The organism is Prosthecochloris marina, assembly GCF_003182595.1.
Taxonomy (GTDB): Bacteria; Bacteroidota; Chlorobiia; order Chlorobiales; family Chlorobiaceae; genus Prosthecochloris; species Prosthecochloris marina.
Genome location: NZ_PDNZ01000006.1, coordinates 171085 through 190470 on the forward strand (window position 1 = coordinate 171085; position 19386 = coordinate 190470).

Here is a 19386-nt window from a genome sequence, read left to right on the forward strand (position 1 = left end):
TCACAAGAAAAAATAATGACAAACCGGCTGGTAGCATACCAGGGAGAACCCGGCGCATACAGTGAAATAGCCGCACTACGCTTCGGCGATCCGGTTCCTTTCGAAACGTTCGACAAGGCCTTCTACGCTGTTGAACATAGAGACGTTTCTTGCGCGGTCATTCCGATCGAAAACTCTCTCGGAGGCAGCATTCACCATAATTACGATCTGCTGATGCAGCATCCTGTCCGAATTGCTGCTGAAACGTTCGTAAAGGTTGAGCATTGCCTGCTCGGTCTTCCGACGGCATCCGTCAATGCCGACGGTAACGTTCTCTCGCACCCGCAGGCTCTTTCCCAGTGCCGCAACTTTTTCGCTGCTCATAAAAATCTCACGCCTGAAGTAGCGTATGATACCGCAGGCAGTGCCCAAATCATCGCTGATGAAGGTAATCCGGCTCAGTTTGCCATTGCATCAAAAAGAGCGGGCGAACTGTACGGCCTGAAAATATTCAGAGAGAACCTCGCTGACGAGGACTGGAACATCACCCGTTTTTTCTGCATCACCCACGAAGAACACACCTCGGACCTCGATCTTAAAAACAAGCCGGACACAACCAGACAGAAAACCTCGATCGTATTCACTCTGCCGAACGAGCAGGGTTCACTGTTCAGGGCGATGGCAACACTGGCGCTAAGGAATATCGACATGACTAAAATCGAATCCCGCCCTTCGAGAATGAAAGCTTTCGAGTACTTCTTTTATGTGGACTTCATCGGACATGAGAGCGATCCCGCGATTCACAATGCCCTGACACATCTCAGGGAATTTGCAACAATGGTTAAAGTTCTGGGGAGTTATGGCGTCGTTGAATAATACCGGTCAATTAACATTCGATATGAGCATCGCATCGAACAAAAAACAGCCGGAACGCACCGGGGACAAACCGTCCCTCTTTCTGCTCGATGGCATGGCGCTGGTCTACCGGTCTTTCTTTGCGCTGCAACGAACCGGAATGACGACAAAGGAAGGCATTCCTACAGGTGCAACATATGGGTTTTTCGTGACATTGCTGAAAATCTACGAAACCTACAAACCGCACTACCTTGCCGTCGCTTTCGACAGTGCGGAAAAAACGTTCCGGCACGAACTCTACGAACTTTACAAGGCGAACCGTCCGGCCCCCCCAGAAGATCTCATCGCACAGCTGGATCTGATTTTCAAGCTTGTCGAAGCAATGCGGATTCCGGTTCTCAAGCAACCGGGCTATGAAGCCGATGACCTCATAGGAAGTGCAGCGAGAAAGTTCGAGCAGGACTGCACCGTTTATATCGTTACACCTGACAAAGACCTTGCACAGCTTGTTCATGACGGAGTAAAAATTCTCAAACCCGGCAAAAAACAAAATGAGCTGATGCTTCTCGGCACCGGAGAAATAATGGAGCAGTTCGGTGTCTCACCGGAACGTTTCACCGATCTTCTGACGCTAACCGGCGACAGTTCGGACAATATCCCGGGAGCAAAAGGAATCGGTCCTAAAACAGCCTCAAAACTCCTCAATACATACGGCAGCCTCGAAAACGTTTTCAACCATCTTGACGAGCTTCCCCCGAAATCGCGCAAAAGCCTTGAAGAATTCGAAACCCAGCGGAAACTGATCGAGGATCTCGTTACGATCAGGACGGATCTCCCCCTCGATACGACACTGCTTGACCTTGAAAGTGAAGAACCGGATGGCTCGAAACTTTTCAATCTGCTTGACGAACTGGAAATGAAAAGCGTGGCAGCAAGGATTCCACAAATTTTCCCCGGCATCCAGCCCCCTCGACACGGTAACACCGACTTGCCGAACCCTGAGACTGCAACGCCTGAAAATGTAGCCTATCATCTCATTGGCGATGCAAAAGGAGTGCGTAACCTTGAAAAAGAACTCTCGGCACTGACAGGCTTCGCCATCGATACCGAAACAACCAGTCTGAATACTCTCGAAGCCGAACTTGTGGGAATATCGGTCAGCTGGAAACCGCAAGAAGCATACTTCATCTATTGTACTCCGGGAGGACTGAGCCCCGAAATGGTACTCGACATACTCAAAGAAGTGCTTGAAAACCAGGCCATTGTCAAAAATGGCCAAAATCTCAAGTACGATATGCTTGTGCTTAAAAACTACGGAATACGGCTTTCTCCAGTCGGATTCGATACCATGCTCGCAAGTTATGTCATCGATCCGGAGGAAAAACACAACCTTGACGATCTTGCCGATCGATATCTCGGATACCGTACCACAACGTACAGTGAGTTGACCGGCTCAGGGAAAAAAGCCATACCCATCCATGAAGTTCCTGTCGACAAACTCACCGCCTATGCCTGTCAGGACGCAGACATCGCACTTCGACTCCAGGCAACCCAGGAGAAAATTCTCGGTAAAAATACCGAACTTTACAACCTGTGCCACGATATAGAGTTTCCGCTCGTCGAAGTACTCGCAGAGATGGAATTCAAAGGAATCTCCCTCGATACCGGCCAATTGAAACGAACAGCAGAAATCGTTAACCGGCAGATCGAGGACCTCAAAGAAAGAATCTACGAAACAGCCAACGTCAGCTTCAACATCGATTCGCCCAAGCAGCTTGGTAATATCCTGTTCAATGTTCTCGGCCTCCCGGCAAAAAAAACAACCAAAACCGGTTACTCAACCGATGTGAGGGTGCTCGAGGATCTATCGCTGCTCCATCCGGTTGCAAAAGATGTTCTGGAGTACCGCAGTCTTCAGAAACTCAAAACCACCTACATCGAGGCGCTTCCCAGAATGCTTTGCCGAAAAACCGGAAAGCTGCACACCTCTTTCAACCAGCACATTACCGCTACCGGCAGATTGTCTTCCTCGAATCCCAACTTGCAGAATATCCCGATCCGTACAGCATTAGGTAAAGAAATCCGCAAGGCGTTCATACCCTCTGAAAAAAGCAATTATCTTCTTTCAGCCGACTATTCGCAGATAGAGCTTCGTATCGCGGCAGAAATCTCTCAAGATCCCCACCTTATATCGGCATTCAAACAGGGAGAAGATATCCACGCAGCAACGGCAAAAGCGATTTTCGACACGGAAACCATAACCGACGACATGAGGCGAAAAGCCAAAGAAGTCAATTTCGGTGTCCTCTACGGCATTCAGCCATACGGCCTTGCCCAGAGGCTCAATATCACCCAAAAGGAAGCCAAAACCATCATTGAAACGTATAAATCGAAATATCCCGGGCTGTTTGAAGCACTCCAGAAAATCATCAACGATGCAACTGAAAAAGGGTACGTTGCAACGTTGATCGGACGCAGAAGATATATCTCTGACCTGCGCAGCAAAAACAGGAACATTCGGATGGCAGCTGAAAGGGCAGCCATGAACACTCCTATTCAGGGAACCGCAGCCGACATCATTAAATGTGCAATGAGCCTCACGGCAAAAAAGCTGCACGACAACGACATGCAGTCCTCGATGCTCCTGCAGGTTCACGATGAACTTGTTTTTGAAACAACACCGGATGAGAAAAAGGCTCTCTCGATAATAGCGACGGATTGCATGGTAAAAGCAGCCGAAATATGCGGCCTATCGAACGTACCCGTCGAGGTTGAAATCGGAACCGGGAAAAACTGGCTGGACGCACACTGATAACGCAGAAGTATTGCCGAACGAAAAACTTTTTTTATATTTTCGAAGTTCAAAAAGTTCCCTGTACATTCCAACCAGAGGAGACTGATGTTTTCCAGGAAACGCTTCTACTATCTCACAGAAGACGGACGGTTTATGCCGCTGCACGTTCTTACATTGCTGCTCGCAGGGATTTTTATCATTTCCATAGTTTTGATTGCCGCGACATCCTTCGCCTTTCGCAACAACAGCTCTACCACCTCTTCCATTCACTCATCCGGCGACGAATCGCTCATTGCACTTCAAAAGCAGATTTCCAGACTCGAAGAAGAAATTGAATCACTTTCTGTTTCCGATCATCAATTACGCCTTGCCGTCAACCTCCCATTGATACCTGAAGAAGAAAAGAAAATGGGTACAGGCGGAAGCAGAACCACAGACATGTTTGCCGATAAGGAGTCATCGGTCCATCTTCTTGCGATGACTGAAAAAAAGATAGACAAGCTCGGCCTTAAAATTGCACAACAGAAAAACAGCCATAAAAAAATACAGGATACCTGGGCTAAAAATCAGGTGCTTTTCGCATCGATCCCTGCCCTGAAACCTATCAATGGCCGCATCACGAGTGGATTCGGTATGCGCCAGCACCCCATTTACAAAAGACGTATACACCATGACGGCATTGATTTCTCCGCACCTTCAGGAACAAAAGTATATGCTCCGGGAAATGGAGTAGTCCAGTATACGGGTTATAACTTCGGTTACGGCAAAAAAGTCGTGATCGATCACGGGTTCGGCTACAAGACTGTTTATGCGCATCTTTCAAAGTCGCTGGTTAAAAAAGGTCAGAAAGTAACACGAGGTGATGTCATCGCTCTTTCAGGCAACACTGGTATTTCAACCGGCCCGCACCTGCATTATGAAGTACACAAAAACAACCGGAAGATAAATCCATCCGCCTATTTTTTTGATACGTTCGCGCCGGAGAGTTTCCTGACAGCGAAACCTGCCTCGAAGCAAAACAACAGTAACTCATAATTCTGAATCAATACCCGATACCATATGTTCTGGAACCTGGACCTGGCAAGATATATTGCCGATGCCCCATGGCCTGCAACAAAAGAAGAATTGATCGATTTCGCAAATCGTACCGGAGCCCCCCAGGCTGTCATCGATAATCTGAGTGACCTTCCTGAAAGCGATGAATTGTATGAAAGTCTCGAGGAGATCTGGCCCGATTATCCTACCGATGAAGATTTTTGCTATGGAGATGAAGAGCCTATAAATTAGGGAGATCGATACGACGCGTGTTTTTTTTCTACATAAAAAAATTTTTCGGCTATGCACTGCATTTCTGATTCTTTCAATTGCCGTCCAAGCGTTCCCAACACCATCGTGCATAGCCCAGAAACAAGACCGGACAGAGCCGGCTGATCAGCCGGTTACCGTAAAAAAGATATCGGTAACCGGGAATCGATCTCTGAGCAAAGAAGAGATCCTCGAAGTTATTTCCACCTCCAAAAAGGATATTTTCAACCAGGAGGTGTTCAACCGTGATATAGCCCTGATAAAAAAACTCTACACTTTCAAGGGCTATTTTGATGCGACAGTCGACGCATCGGTAACAACCGATGAAAAAAAAAACAGAGTCGAGCTGAGCATCCTCATTGAAGAAAATTCCCCAGCCAGAATCGACACCGTCAGATATGAAGGGATCGACAGTATAACAGCGACTTTGAAAAAGCAGTATCTCGAAGAGAGCAAACTGGAGCGCGACTCCGTTTTCACAGTCGATCACCTCATAGAAGAACGTGACCGAACAGTTGATTTCTTCAAGGAATACGGCTATGCATTCATGCATGAGGACAGTATCCGCATACAGGTGGATACAACCGGCTTGTTTGCCGGTCTGCAGACGAATATCTCACTTCCCAAAGTGCTCGAATACGGCTCACTTCAGGTCGTCGTTCACGACCCGCTCACGAAAGACACGGCGGAGGTAATACCGCAACAGAAAAATATCCGGCTGGACAGTATCGATATCGTGCAACACGGCAGGCAGGACATTTCATCCGAACTGATCACGAATTATACAGCCTATCGCCCTGGAGATACAACCAGTCTTTCTCTGGAAAGAAAAACATTGCAGAATTTCGGCTCGACAAATGTTTTTTCTTCGGTATTCATACGAAAAGATTCGGTTCGCGAAGGCAAACTGTATACATCGATCCATTTGGAACCGAAACCGAAGCATCTCATTGAACCCAAAATCTATTTTGATAACCGTTATGGAAGCCTTTTCGCAGGCGCTTCAGTAGGATACGAAAATAAAAATCTTTTCGGGGGCGCGGAAAATCTGAAAGTCACCACCGATTTCGGGATGCAGCTCAGCACATCGAACGATTTGTTGAACAACCTCGACGAAAGCCTCTACTCAAAGTACAGGCCCTATGAGTTTGCATTTTCGGCAAACATTACCAAACCCGAGTTGAAAAAACCCGGAAACATCTACGCAGGAACCCTTGAATACTCTCGCTCCCGTTTACCGATTCTTCTCGATAATCAGAAAGGGCTTTTTCGATTGAGCTATAATGCACAACTCTCAAAAAAATCCCGATTGAATTTTGATTTCTTTGAGCTCGAGCTGGTTAAAAAAGATTCTCTCGACGGGTTCAAGGAGCTTTTCAAAACCGATCTTGCCGAGAATATCGGCGTTGACCCAACCGACCCGGTTGCTGTCGACAACAGTCTGGACAGCTTGCTGCAAACCAATCTCAATCAAACCTTTCGTCTGCAATATTTCTACTCGAACCAGAACGACCCGTTACGTGAGACCGATGAAACAATCTATACCTGGAACATCACTCTCGAAGAAGTCGGGGGCCTTGTTTATCTTATCGATGAATATATCGACACGAAAAGTTACACAGGATTCACAGATGATGAACCCCAGATTTTCGGGACACCATATTCACAGTTTCTCAAAGCAAGCGGCCAGTTCACCTTCACCAAAGATCTCACCGAACAACAGCAAATTGCCGGAAGGGTTTTCCTTGGCGCAATGGCTCCCTATGGCAAAGCCGATGCTACGCCCGACGAGCGCCGTTTCTATGCGGGTGGGCCCAATAGCATGAGAGGCTGGCAGTTCAATACGCTGGGACCAGGCGGCAACAAAAGCGAGGCTACCGCAACGCTGGGAGCGGATATAAAAATCGAAACAAACCTTGAATATCGCCTGAAATTCTTTAAACTTTTCGGTCAACCATCCGGTATCGCCTTTTTTACCGATGTAGGAAACATATGGGACAGAAACGGCCCTTACGCCCTGACACTCGAGTCTCTTTACAAGGATATCGCATGGGATGCCGGTATCGGCCTGCGTGTGGGGTCACCGATCGGCCCTTTCCGTTTTGATTTTGCCTATAAACTTTACGATCCTACACAAACTGAACCCTGGCAGCTCTCCAACTGGAGCCCCGGAGATTTCACGTTCAATTTCGGGATCGGAGAACCATTTTAATATCAACTGTAACCCTTTATCTGTTATTCTTTGTACCATCATGCAGCAAAAAAACACACTTCTGGCACCGTCTATTCTTTCTGCAGATTTCACGAAACTCGCCGCATCAATTGAAATTGCCGAAAAAGCAGGGGCAGACTGGCTTCACTGCGATGTCATGGACGGGCATTTCGTACCGAATATAACCTTCGGCCCTTTTATCGTAAAAGCGATTGCAGGGTGCTCGAACCTTACCATCGACACCCATCTGATGATTTCCGATCCCGATTCGTACATTCCCGATTTCATCAGCGCCGGTTCACACCAGGTAACGGTTCACCAGGAAACCTGCCCTCACCTGCACAGAAGTGTACAGCTCATTAAAAGTCTGGGAGCAAAAGCAGGAGTGTCGATAAACCCCGGCACACCGGTATCGACGCTTGAATCGATATTGCCTGATCTCGACCTCGTTTTGCTGATGTCGGTCAACCCGGGATTCGGTGGTCAGAAATTCATTCCGTCCTCCTTGGGAAAAGTAGAACAACTCCATACCATGCGCAACAACCTCAACCCGGAAATGATTATTGCAGTCGATGGAGGTGTAACCGTAGACAATGCGCAGGATCTTGTAACGGCAGGAGCGGATGCATTGATTGCCGGTACGGCGTTCTTTAAGGCTGAAAACCCGGAGGAAGCCGCGGCAAAAATCAAGTCCGCTTCCAGGTAAATCTTTGAAGTTCACGACCCAGCAGCCCTTCACCGATCAGGACGGCATCGAATGATGCTTCCTGCATCATGGCAACATCCGAAGCACGCTTCAGGCCACTTTCCGCAACGGCAACAACACCCCGGGGAATAGAAGGCCTGAGGCGAAGTGATGTGTCAAGAGAGACGGTGAAATCGTTAAGGTTCCGATTGTTGACTCCGATAACAGCCGCTCCGGCATCGAGCGCACGATCCAGCTCTGCATGATCATGCACTTCCACAAGGGCATCGAGCCCAATGCCTTCGACAAGTTGCAGGTAGTCTCTGAGCCTTACAGTATCGAGCGCTGCAACGATAAGCAAAACCGCATCGGCCCCTATCAGGCGAGCCTCGTAAATCTGTGACTCGTCAATGATAAAATCCTTGCGCAGAACAGGAAGATCAAAAGCAGCGCTTATCTGCTGCAAATACTCGTTAGCTCCCTGAAAAAAGTTCCGGTCGGTAAGAACGGAAAAGGCCGAAGCACCAATTTCCGCATATCGTCTCGCTATATCGAGGGGCTGAAAGTTTTCAACCATGACACCCCTGGAAGGCGATGCTTTCTTTACTTCGGCGATAAGACGGATCTCTCCCTGACTGTTCTGCAACGTAGTCTTGAAGCCCCGAGCGGGAGGAAGATCTTTTTCTACAGTGTGATAGCGCGCAGCAGGCCCCTGTTGTTTTAAAACATCGACCTCACCCGCCTTGTGTTCGAGTATTTTTGTCAGGTAGGTCGTCATGAAGAAGAGGCTTGACCTGCCATAGCTCTCAACTCGCTCTCGAAATCGACAATCTGGCGAATATTATCCAGGAACCACGGATCTATACCTGTCGAGTTATGGATCTCCTCAACGGTCGCACCTGCCTGAAAGGCATAACGCAGATAAAACATCCGGTCGGCTTTCGGTATCTTGATCTTTTCCAGAAGGTCTTCTTTGGCAAACTTCTTCTGCTGCTGCGTCATATCGACGACGTTCATAACGTCCTTTCCATCGCTTCCCAGACCGGCTCGGCCGATTTCAAGCCCGCGAAGAGACTTCTGAAGAGCTTCACGGAAATTCCTCCCGAAAGCCATGACCTCTCCTACAGACTTCATCTGCACACCGAGCCTCGAATCAACGTTCTTGAACTTCTCAAAATCCCACCTGGGCACTTTTACGACACAGTAATCGATAACCGGTTCGAAGCTCGCAGGTGTCGATTTGGTAATATCGTTCTGAATCTCATCGAGCGTGTACCCGACCGCAAGTTTCGCTGCAACCTTGGCGATAGGAAACCCTGTAGCTTTCGACGCAAGAGCGGAACTGCGCGATACCCTCGGATTCATTTCGATAACAACAACCCTGCCGTTTTCCGGATTGATGGCAAACTGAATGTTGCTGCCGCCGGTTTCAACTCCTATTTCACGGATAATCTTTATCGATGCGTCCCTGAGAGCCTGATACTGGCGGTCTGAAAGAGTCTGGGCGGGAGCTACCGTAATACTGTCGCCGGTATGAACCCCCATGGGGTCAACATTCTCGATTGAACAAACAATTATGACGTTGTCGGCAAGATCGCGGATCACTTCGAGTTCAAACTCTTTCCACCCAATAAGGCACTCCTCGACAAGGACCTCCCCGATAGGGCTTTCCGCAATACCCCGTCTGACTGCATCGTAATAATCGGACTTGGTTTCCGCAAACCCTCCACCGGTTCCACCGAGAGTGAACGAAGGCCGTATGACAATTGGCAGTCCAATCTCTTCGAGCGCTTCCTTTGCCTCCTTTTCGTTACGGACAAAAAAGCCCTTCGCCATTTCAAGGCCGAGCTTCTTCATGGCATCACTGAAAAACTCCCGGTTTTCTGCCTTTCTTATCGCTCTGAGCTTGGCCCCGATAAGCTCAACCCCGTTCCGCTCGAGCACACCGCTTTCGGCAAGGCTTACAGCCGTGTTCAAAGCTGTCTGTCCTCCCATTGTAGGCAGCAAAGCATCCGGCTTTTCTTTCTCGATAATCTTGCGAACATATTCAGGAGTAATCGGCTCGATATAGGTGCTGTCAGCAAACTCTATATCGGTCATGATGGTTGCCGGGTTGCTGTTTACCAGGATAACCCGGTAACCATCCTCCTTGAGAGCCCGACAAGCCTGCGTACCTGAATAATCGAATTCACATGCCTGGCCAATAACAATCGGACCGGCACCTATGACTAAAATCGACTTGATATCTTTCCGCTTTGGCACTTTTCTTCCGGTTTTATGCGTTTCTGACGATGAACGAAGGTAATGTAAAAAAAAATGTCGCTACTCTATCACCCTTATAGCTTCCTGGTGAAAACCACCTTCCTCACGGCGGTACCAGGATGTCACGGCAGACGGCTGCATATTTTGCACGGAAAGTATGATCATCGAGTGACCCGGCCTTGCAAAATTCACATCGTTGTTTGAAGGAACCGCAGGCGAACCGATATGAGAGTGATATGATCCGACAATTTCGAGCCCGAGCCCTTTCGCCTCGCGCTCGACATCGATATACTCGGAATAGGAAATCTCAAAACCATGCTCCCTGCCATTATAAAGCACGTTGGCGCATGGGGCTATCTCATAAACCAAATTTTCGTATTCACCCTTGTGGTTTGGCTGCCGTCTACCTGCAAGCAGACCACAGCATTCATAGGGTACATCTCTCAATGCATGTTCCTGTATTATTTCGAACTGGCGACGGGGTAACTGCATCCTGACGTTTCGAATTATGCTCTCTCTATAGCGTATACGTTGATAATTTTCTCTCTCCTGCCGAAAAAATCCTACCGGCAAACCTGCAATCAAGCAAGTGCTTTCGCTCCGATATCCCGACGGTAATAACTGCCATCGAAAGCAACGCCACTCAACGCACTGTAGGCGAGAGCGATACTTTCCCCGAGTGTCGGCGCCAGAGCGGTTACCGACAGCACCCTGCCTCCCGAAGTCTTGAGCATTCCGCCTTCAAGCACTGTACCGGCATGAAACACCATGACACTGTCATGCTCCTGAAGTTTCGGGTCGATTTCAATCACTTTCCCCTTTTCATAACTGCCGGGATACCCTTCGGATGCAAGAACAACCGTCGTCGCAGACAACGGTTTCATCTCAAATGCAATTTCACCCAGATTCCCATCGAGGCTGGCCTCGAGAGCTTCAACCAGTTCAGTCTGCATGAGCGGTAGTACAACCTGGGCTTCGGGATCACCGAGGCGGGCATTATACTCCACGACCGAAGGCTCGCCGTTATCGATCATAAGCCCGATATAAAGAAAACCGGTATATGGCATTCCCTCTTCCCGCATCCCCTCGAGGGTCGGAACGATCACACGCTCCTCGACCTTTTTCATCACCTCTTCACTGACCAGAGGTGCCGGAGCATAAGCCCCCATGCCACCGGTATTCTTACCCGTGTCACCCTCCCCGATGCGCTTATGATCCTGTGAAGGCAAAAAGAAACGGTATTGGGTACCATCGGTTATGGCAAACACACTTGCCTCCTGACCGGCTAAAAAGGATTCGATAACAACCTCGTCGGCAGCTCCGCCGAAAACCCTCTTTTCAAACAGATCATCGATGGCTTGCAGGGCGTCGGCACGTGTTTCGGCAACAACCACCCCCTTTCCTGCAGCAAGGCCGCTGGCCTTTATAACCTGGGGAAATACCGTTGTTTTCTCAAGAAAATCTTTTGCGGAATCATAATCCCTGAAAACCTCGTACGATGCCGTTGGGATTTCGTGACGGCTCATGAAATCCTTTGCAAAAACCTTGCTGGTTTCAAGTTGCGCCGCAGATTTCGTCGGGCCGAACACTTTTTTCCCAGCTTCGGCAAACAGATCCACGATACCCGCTTCAAGAGGTTGCTCCGGCCCGACAACCGTCAAATCAACCGACTCGCTGACAGCAAACTGCAACAGGCCATCAACATCGGTGGACCCGAGAGCGACGTTCTCAACGCAGCTCCCCATTGTTGCTGTCCCACCGTTTCCGGGAGCGACGTAGACTTTCGACACTTTTTCACTGCGAGCTATAGCCCAAGCAAGAGCATGCTCCCTGCCCCCCCCACCGACTATCAGTACCTTCATAAAAAATGGTTTGCATAATCCCGAATATGTACCGGGACTGTTACGGTAACCCTTCACTCCATACAAACCAACTATATAACGCAGGCGATGAAAAAAACAAATAAAAAAATCCCCTGAAGGCCATACAAACAGACCGTTTAAACACAATCACACCGAAGAACACAAGAGCGGAAGATATGGAGAATCAAAAAATCAGAAGACTTTTGGTACATTGCTGAAAGCCGTAAACCCCTACCCGCAGGGGCAGTACGCCAACAAATCAACCATTCATGTGGCATGTCTTTACTCCCGCCTCTTTCCGAACTGATCCTGCCCGGCGCGCTGAAACTCCTGGTTTCGACGCTCCGAATCACCGTTACAAATCCGCAGAAGGAAACTTGCGGTCAAACAGGGAAGAGGATATTCGCATTCTGGCACGGCAAAATGATCTATGGCTGGTTGCTTGCCCAACGACTGTCACCCGACAAAACCATACATGCAATTGTCAGCCTTTCAAAAGACGGCGAAATCCTTTCCCGTACACTTGAAAAACTTGGTTTTACCCTGATACGGGGATCGAGTTCAAAGGGAAGCAGCGAGGTAAAAACAGCCATGCTCACGGAATTGGCAAACAACGGCATTATCGCGATCACCCCGGACGGACCACGCGGTCCGCGCCAGACATTCAAGTACGGAACACTCCGCCTGGCCTCAGCAGAAGGAATTCCGATCATTTTTGCCACCATCCGTTACAGTAAACGCATACAGCTCAAAAGCTGGGACCGTTTTGAAATTCCGTTTCCGTTCAGCCGGGTCGATGTTACAATTCACAATATCGAAGTTCCTGAATTCAGGAATCAGGAAGAACTGAGAGCGTTCGAACATCAACTGTCAAAGGACTTGGCTGATGACTAACGTTCTGAACATTCTGCTTTCACCGGCAGCTCTGATCTACAGTGCAGTTATCTTTGTCCGTAACAGGCTGTTCGACCTTGGCGTTTTTCATAGTCATAAAGCTGCAATCCCGGTGGTTTCGGTAGGCAATATCAGTATGGGAGGAACCGGTAAAACCCCATTGGTCGATTTTGTGATCAAGTATTACTCACGCAAGGGGTTGACACCGGCCATTCTTTCACGTGGCTACAAAAGGAGTACAAAAGGCGTCACCATGGTTTCCGATGGCCGGCAAGTATTTCTTGGAAGCCGTGAAGCCGGCGATGAATGTGCAATGCTCGCGCATAACAATCCCGAAACAATTGTGGTGGTTGCCGAAAAAAGAAAAGAAGGCGCTGATTTCATTGCAGAGCACTTTGCCGGAAACCTCCCCGATGTTCTTGTACTCGATGACGGGTTTCAGCACCGGCAGCTCGATCGTGATCTTGACATCGTTGTTATCAACAGTGCGGCACCTTTTTTCAATGACCGGCTCATACCGGCCGGTCGCCTGAGGGAACCCCGCAAAAATCTCGATCGCGCCGACCTCCTGGTGCTCAGCAAGGTTACCGACCCATTCAAGACGGCTCACCTCGCGGAGAAGTTATCCCTTACCGGTAAACCGATGGTTACAACCAGCGTCCGTCCCGGCGAACCGGTACAATTTGCAGGCCCCGGCAACTTAGTGCCGGAGAGAGCGATTGCCCTTGCAGGTATAGGACAGCCGGAGGGGTTCATTGCTTCGCTGAAGCAACGTGGTATAAACGTTGTATCACAGGCGCTTTTTCCCGACCACGCAGACTTCCCGCTTGTAAGTATAAAAGCTCTCGTCGAACGGTCAATCGATGAGAACCTCTCGATTGTCACCACCGAAAAAGACTATTTTCGATTGCAAGCAAACCAACCCACCCTGGAAACCATGTCCCGGGTCCCTTGTTTCTACCTTCCAGTAGAAATCGACATTATCGAAGGGCGGAAAGTTCTCGAGCAGATGCTCGATAAGGTTGTTTCTCAAAATCTTTAGCTGAAGATCCCGAAATACCGGACGAGATCCGGCATTCATGGAAAGAAGCAGGAAAACCCATGGATCCCCGGGTCGCACTCCGCTTGCACGAGGATGACAAGGAGAGAAGTCATGCCGCACTCGATGCGGCATCCATGCGGATCAACGAAGCCGGTGATGGATCCCCGGGTCGCGCTCCGCTTGCCCGAGGATGACACGAAAAGAAGGAGAAGTCAGGCCCGGGGATGACACGTAAAGAGAACGGTCGAACCGGCCGGTCATTCCTTGATGATCTTCGCTATTGCCTTGAACGCGTCACCCTCGGCTACACGCAGCAGCTCAAAAATCACCATCTCCGTGCTTTTCAGAAAAGCACCTGCTTTTTCGATGCAGTGTATCCCCAAATCCCGGTTTTCCTTCATCCGCGAAGAAACCGCATCGGTGATCAGATGAACATTGTAGCCGTAATCAATCAGCTCGTTGGCCGTCTGATAGACACACACATGGGTTTCCATGCCGGTGACAAGCACTTCGTTCCTTTTCAGCTTTCTGAGAGCTTCCATAAAACCTTCGTCGGCGCAGCAGCTGAACGCGATTTTTTCAAACGGCTCCTCTTCCGCCAACAACGTTTCAAGCGGAGCGACCGTATGTCCGAGTCCTTTCGGGTACTGCTCGGTATAGAGCACCGGCACACCGAGAATCTTTGCCGCCCTGACCAGTTTTGAAATATTCTGTTCAACAGCTGCGGACTCGTAAACGATCTGTGCCAGTTTTCCCTGCACATCAATGATCAGCAAAACAGTATCTTGCGAAGAAATCATGAACCGAAAACGTTAAGACTGTTAGTGGTATTTTTAAGGCAGCGCCGACCTCAAGCCAAATAAAACTACAAAAACGTAACAATTAAGACAATTATTTTCAGTCACTTATGAACAAGGAAAAATCGGGAACAGATTCATTTCTCCGAGGCGCCAAAGGAGAATACCTTGTCGTCATCCAGTTTCTGATAGTAGGTATCTTCATCATGACTCCTGTCTGGCAACCTTTCGGAATTGCAGAATTCGAGGAATACCTTACAATTCCTCGCACGGCAGTCCTGATCGTTTGCGGAGCGACCGCGCTGCTCTTTGGAGGATTAGGATCACACAATCTCAAACAATATATCACCCCGCTTCCCTATCCTGTCGATCATAATCAACTCGTTCGAACGGGAGTATACTCATTCGTGCGCCACCCCCTGTACAGCAGTCAGTTGTTTATCGGTTTCGGATGGTCATGTTACGCTCTCAGCCTATCACATTTTCTCTTGCTTGTTTTTGCATTTTTTTTCTTCTCGCTCAAGGCTTCAAAAGAAGAACGGTGGCTCACACAACGACATCCCGAGTACCAGGAGTATGCACGAAAGGTGAAAAAGTTCATACCCTTTATTTATTGAGTATTGAGGCTCACCAGAAAATCTGTGTCTCATACCGATAGCGAAAGCATCGTACCCTTGTTTTTCCAAAGCCGTCCTGTACCCCGCGTAAAATCAACACATCCATGTCACGTTGCGTGACCCGGAACTGCATTGCTTGCAACGTTCATTTGAACTTCGCTGTTGCGTCAATGAACCAGTCATCTTGACAGATTATTGGTACTTCAACATCACTCGACGTGCTGAAATCCAGTTTTTGCAGGTCTATTTTATGCAGTGTCGGGTTCAAGTAACTGTAGAAGTAGTACTGCTTCTTTGTGTAGTCACGAATGACCGCCCATTGCGTGAAATCGGACATTTTTTCGGGGTGATCCATCTCTGTGATGGTACCACAAGGGACCCATACGGTCTGCAGCAGCTGCCAGGCAAAACTGATGTTTTGTTGTTCGTTCCCCGGCTCCGGCCGATATACCGAGAGGCACATTTTAGCTGCCCGTACGAAGCGTGACGGTGGCGTGGCATCTCCAGGCAGACCGAGCATGCCACTACCGTTGGTTTCCTGACCGTACTGATACTCCGTATTCCGGGGAGTCAGCTTTTTATACTTCTCCTGATGCAGATTCTCCAGCTGTTCGCTGTAAAAAGGTGCGTTGGTGAGCAATCCATCATCTGTGAGCGTCTTGACTACCTCACCGCTGTGAAATTCGATAACAAGACAGTCACCCGCTTGGTCCTGCACCATGAAGTGAAGCGGAATCTTGTTTTGCAGAAACGGGACACCCTCGATTTGAACCGCTCCGCCATCCATAGCCGCGTTCAGATCCCTCACTGTCGCGAAATTCCCCAATGCCCAGGAGGGGAAATCGGATACCCAGATACGGTTGTCTTTGGTACCCGTGGCTCGTGGGTACTCCGATCCGGGGAGCCACAAGGTCGCAACGCTGAGACCGGCACTGTTCATACCATCGCTGACACTGGGTAACGGCACGTCAGCATTGATAACCGGTAGTTCCACCACGGCACCGATGAAACCGTACTTCGCCTTCCATTTCAGCGGATGAATAATGGCATGTGGACCATCGGGAAAGGATTCTCCAACCGCGAACTTCTTCAGAACCGTCTTAAAAAGAATACCGAAATCCATGGTGCGAGCGGAGACCCGATGGACAGGTTTCTCTCCGCTGACAGGAATTGAGAAATTGGTACACATTGTTCAACCTCCTTCGAGAAAAGTGTTATGCAGCCAGTACAAAGAATATCTCAAGAGACAAAAATGTCGGCTTCACCCAATCCTCACGTCAATACAACAGCCTGTCTATCACTGTATGCCTCTCGTAAGAAAAAACCCTGACGGGTCAATACTCATCGGCATTACTGAAAATCGCTGGATACTTTTTCTACTGATAGGAACCAAAGGAAGGGCGCCGGAGCACAACAAAAACAACATGATCGACCACTGTATACTCAAAAAGCTTTTTGCAGACAAAAAAGTTTCAGGCTATGCATCCCATAATCGAGCCGTCCAGTGTAATACTCTTTGTTTCATTATACAAAGTGATCCGGCGTCCAGTCCCCTTGAAGTCATGCCGCACGTGATGCGGCATCCATGCGGATCAACGAAGTCGGTGACGGATCCCCAGCGCACTCCGCTTGCACGAGGATGACAAGGAGAGAAGTCATGCCGCACTCGATGCGGCATCCATGCGGATCAGCGAAGCCAGTGATGGATCCCCGGGTCGCGCTCCGCTTGCCCGAGGATGACTCGAAGAGAGAAAGTGAAGCCCGGTCCGGAGATGGCACGATGAGAAAGGGAGAAGTCGGACAACAGTACTACATGAAAGAGAAATCCATCGTATCCCCAAACTCGTCACCAGTCCTTTTTCCCAAAAAAGCTCAACAACTGCTCAGCTTGTACCGAACAACTCCGCCCCCCTCTCTACAGCAGCCAGCTTTCGCAACCTTCAGCTGGGCCATCTTCACCCTCAGCCTCTCCCGTCTTCTGCTGCTTGTAGTCGCATTCCTGTTCTTCTCATACAAAGCGGATAAAGAGGAACAATGGTTAAGAGAGCGCCATCCTGAATATGAAGAATATGCGAAGAGGGTTAAGAAGTTTATGCCAAAATGGCTGGGATTCCGTACGCGTTGTTCTTAAAAAGCTGATCAATGATAATGCCTGCAACCAACATATTGTTTCCGCACTTCTGAGCTATTACGCCCAGACAAACCAAGGTGTTCGATCAGGCCATATAAGTGCCGCACAAACAGCAGCTATCTGTGTGGCTTTTGAGCCTATGCTGGGGTCACTATCTATTTGAGAACGAACGGTATCCCATGTACCCATAAAGTCCTTAACACGCCAAACCCCATGCCCAATTATAAAAGAATAGTTAAGTCCATTCTCGATTCGCTTATCCGAAAAGTCTATGTAACTATCAGGTATAAATATATTTGCAGATGCGTGATCGAAATCTTCGATAAGACTATCAACAACATCCGATAGAGCAAGCTTTTCAGAAGCAAGCAAGAGGGCAGAGAGAAACTCAGTTGGCTTTGCGACCACTTCCTCTAAGATCGAATTGTCTTCTTCAGCTCTGGCTTTAATAAATCTATAAGCATCAGAACCTGACAATTTCGGTTGAGCGATTTTCCCATTGTATTTATGAAAAGTATGGCAAAGCAAACCGAAGATCTGTTCTGCCTCTTCAGATAGTTTCATGCTCTCCGCCATACAAAAAAACATAACCAAATTACAGGTTTGTTCATCTGATACGGCCACTATTGAGCACGTATAGGCTTCCAAAATTTTGCGCACTAATTGCTGCCTCACTCGATGCTCTTCAGGGCATTCTACGTTGAAAATATTTGATATATATTGGCCTGCACCAATCCACCCTAAGATTTTAAGAATCCTTATCGGCAGATAGTACAAATCGGCAATGGCAGATCGTTCACTTAACAATGAAAACTGATTTTCTTCGATAGCGTTAAGAACTTTTCGGGTTCCCGTACATATCGATTCTAATAACTGTTGAGACATATCGATTATGACCCTATCAGCTACTTCATCGTTGCTGGAGTATCGTAGTAAAGAAGCAATACTTGCCCCAAGCAATTCAACCTCTTCAAAAGGATCGTTCGAGGCGCTAACAAGAGGCCGGAAAGCGAAAATCATTGCGTCTACAATTACTGCCCCTGCCTTAGAACCTGTTGGTAAATCGCCCAATAATGACTGAACAAGATTCAAGAAGTTTGTTGCATCGAAACACTGAATGGTAGTAAGATATAATTCCCAAACTCTATGAGCATACTTCCTAATTATTGGCTCTTCGATTCCACTCCTATTTAGGCCATCCGGTAAGCCAATAACTGGTGTTTTAGGCTTATCGAAATGGGGATTCTCAGAAAACGAAGATCTTCCAAATAGGCTTAGCCCCCAATAAACAGGAACCTGCTGATCCTCGCCTTTCATTATTTCTGATAAAGTCTGACCAATTTCAATAAGGCTAAGACTTGGGTGACTTGTTTGAACAACTAGTTCACCTGACAAACACTTTAAAAGAGCTGATGTCGCAACACCTTGCCCGCTGACCTCCCTCGCTGCCTGATCAGAGGCAGCAGCCGCTAAAATTGAAACCGATGGGGAACCGAAGTGACCTATTTTATCTGGCTTCAAAAAAGCAGCCACATCGTAACCAACCCCACCTGCCTGACATGCGTCGATCACTATGCTTGTGTCTCGAACTTTAGCTTCATTTATCCACATAAAAAGGTCAGTGATACTTATAGCCGTAACAGAAAGCCTATCAATAGAAGTGTCTTTAACGCACAAATAATACGCACCATCTTTCACGCAACCATGACCAGCAAAGAACAAGCAAAAGTCCATCTCACCAATAGAGTTAAAAATGGCTTCTTCTATTGCTGCTTTCGTTTCTTGACAAGATGGCGAGTTAAGTAAAATTGATCGGTCTTTATCGTAAAAACTTTTTTCCTTGCTTAAAAGCAGATCGAATATTGCGGTTGCATCATTCTCCGCCCCAGTTAAATCCGGCAATTTTTCACTAGAATAGTAATCTCCTCCAATAGCTACTAAAACTTTCATT

General features: G+C 48.2%; 19 protein-coding genes. 12 read left to right on the top strand and 7 right to left on the bottom strand.

From position 1 onward, the window contains the following. Positions 1 to 15: 15 nt before the first annotated feature. The 6 genes from pheA to rpe all read left to right on the top strand — a co-directional run bounded on the left by pheA (position 16) and on the right by rpe (position 7851). Entirely contained in the window at positions 16 to 855 is an 840-nt protein-coding gene (gene pheA / locus CR164_RS09685; RefSeq protein ID WP_110023786.1) for a prephenate dehydratase, read from the top strand. Then, positions 839 to 3646, top strand: a complete 2808-nt coding sequence (gene polA / locus CR164_RS09690; protein WP_110023787.1) for a DNA polymerase I — start codon at positions 839 to 841, stop codon at positions 3644 to 3646. Before pheA ends, polA begins: the two co-directional genes overlap by 17 nt. A gap of 87 nt (positions 3647 to 3733) precedes the next feature. Continuing rightward, entirely contained in the window at positions 3734 to 4663 is a 930-nt protein-coding gene (locus tag CR164_RS09695; protein WP_239994527.1) for a M23 family metallopeptidase, read from the top strand. 24 nt (positions 4664 to 4687) lie between these two features. Next, on the top strand, positions 4688 to 4915 hold the full coding sequence (locus CR164_RS09700) for a DUF2795 domain-containing protein (RefSeq protein ID WP_110023788.1): 228 nt from the start codon (positions 4688 to 4690) through the stop codon (positions 4913 to 4915). A gap of 109 nt (positions 4916 to 5024) precedes the next feature. After that, a complete protein-coding gene (locus CR164_RS09705) occupies positions 5025 to 7145 on the top strand; it encodes a BamA/TamA family outer membrane protein (RefSeq protein ID WP_239994532.1) in 2121 nt (706 codons plus the stop codon). Positions 7146 to 7185: 40 nt separating this feature from the next. Then, positions 7186 to 7851: a ribulose-phosphate 3-epimerase gene (rpe, locus tag CR164_RS09710; RefSeq protein ID WP_110023790.1), complete on the top strand. Its 666-nt coding sequence runs from the start codon at positions 7186 to 7188 to the stop codon at positions 7849 to 7851. Here the strand turns inward: rpe and trpC are convergent. The 4 genes from trpC to purD all read right to left on the bottom strand — a co-directional run bounded on the left by trpC (position 7832) and on the right by purD (position 11954). Next, positions 7832 to 8608, bottom strand: a complete 777-nt coding sequence (trpC, locus tag CR164_RS09715) for an indole-3-glycerol phosphate synthase TrpC (protein WP_110023791.1) — start codon at positions 8606 to 8608, stop codon at positions 7832 to 7834. The two genes, rpe and trpC, sit on opposite strands and share 20 nt — an antisense overlap. After that, on the bottom strand, positions 8605 to 10092 hold the full coding sequence (carB, locus tag CR164_RS09720; protein WP_110023792.1) for a carbamoyl-phosphate synthase large subunit: 1488 nt from the start codon (positions 10090 to 10092) through the stop codon (positions 8605 to 8607). The genes trpC and carB overlap by 4 nt, the downstream gene beginning before the upstream one ends. A gap of 60 nt (positions 10093 to 10152) precedes the next feature. Next, complete coding sequence (locus tag CR164_RS09725) at positions 10153 to 10584, bottom strand: M67 family metallopeptidase (protein WP_110023793.1); 432 nt, start codon at positions 10582 to 10584, stop codon at positions 10153 to 10155. Between the two features lie 89 nt (positions 10585 to 10673). After that, the gene (gene purD / locus CR164_RS09730) at positions 10674 to 11954 is read right to left on the bottom strand and encodes a phosphoribosylamine--glycine ligase (protein WP_110023794.1); all 1281 of its coding nucleotides are present in this window, start codon (positions 11952 to 11954) and stop codon (positions 10674 to 10676) included. A gap of 276 nt (positions 11955 to 12230) precedes the next feature. Between purD and CR164_RS09735 the strand changes: the two genes are divergently transcribed. The 3 genes from CR164_RS09735 to CR164_RS13310 are packed head-to-tail and all read left to right on the top strand — an operon-like array spanning position 12231 to position 14084. Continuing rightward, entirely contained in the window at positions 12231 to 12848 is a 618-nt protein-coding gene (locus CR164_RS09735) for a lysophospholipid acyltransferase family protein (RefSeq protein ID WP_110023795.1), read from the top strand. Next, on the top strand, positions 12841 to 13890 hold the full coding sequence (gene lpxK, locus CR164_RS09740; RefSeq protein WP_110023796.1) for a tetraacyldisaccharide 4'-kinase: 1050 nt from the start codon (positions 12841 to 12843) through the stop codon (positions 13888 to 13890). Before CR164_RS09735 ends, lpxK begins: the two co-directional genes overlap by 8 nt. A 59-nt stretch (positions 13891 to 13949) precedes the next feature. After that, positions 13950 to 14084: a hypothetical protein gene (locus tag CR164_RS13310; RefSeq protein WP_275068359.1), complete on the top strand. Its 135-nt coding sequence runs from the start codon at positions 13950 to 13952 to the stop codon at positions 14082 to 14084. 63 nt (positions 14085 to 14147) lie between these two features. Here CR164_RS13310 and CR164_RS09745 read toward each other — a convergent pair whose 3' ends face one another. Continuing rightward, on the bottom strand, positions 14148 to 14690 hold the full coding sequence (locus CR164_RS09745) for a hydrolase (protein ID WP_110023797.1): 543 nt from the start codon (positions 14688 to 14690) through the stop codon (positions 14148 to 14150). Positions 14691 to 14797: 107 nt separating this feature from the next. On the opposite strand from CR164_RS09745, the gene CR164_RS09750 reads away from it, so the two are divergent. Next, positions 14798 to 15304 carry a methyltransferase family protein gene (locus CR164_RS09750; protein WP_110023798.1) on the top strand — a complete coding sequence of 169 codons (507 nt, stop codon included), beginning with the start codon at positions 14798 to 14800 and terminating at the stop codon, positions 15302 to 15304. A gap of 145 nt (positions 15305 to 15449) precedes the next feature. Here CR164_RS09750 and CR164_RS09755 read toward each other — a convergent pair whose 3' ends face one another. Then, positions 15450 to 16493, bottom strand: coding sequence for a linear amide C-N hydrolase (locus CR164_RS09755; RefSeq protein ID WP_110023799.1), 1044 nt, complete (start codon positions 16491 to 16493; stop codon positions 15450 to 15452). Between the two features lie 115 nt (positions 16494 to 16608). On the opposite strand from CR164_RS09755, the gene CR164_RS09760 reads away from it, so the two are divergent. Together CR164_RS09760 and CR164_RS13110 are read left to right on the top strand one after the other, a co-directional pair. Further along, positions 16609 to 16947: a hypothetical protein gene (locus tag CR164_RS09760; RefSeq protein WP_110023800.1), complete on the top strand. Its 339-nt coding sequence runs from the start codon at positions 16609 to 16611 to the stop codon at positions 16945 to 16947. 59 nt (positions 16948 to 17006) lie between these two features. Then, positions 17007 to 17435 (top strand): hypothetical protein, encoded by a 429-nt coding sequence (locus CR164_RS13110; RefSeq protein WP_110023801.1) that lies wholly within the window; start codon positions 17007 to 17009, stop codon positions 17433 to 17435. Between the two features lie 57 nt (positions 17436 to 17492). On the opposite strand, the gene CR164_RS09770 is transcribed toward CR164_RS13110, so the two are convergent. Further along, positions 17493 to 19385, bottom strand: coding sequence for a caspase family protein (locus CR164_RS09770; RefSeq protein ID WP_110023802.1), 1893 nt, complete (start codon positions 19383 to 19385; stop codon positions 17493 to 17495). Position 19386: the final 1 nt, after the last annotated feature.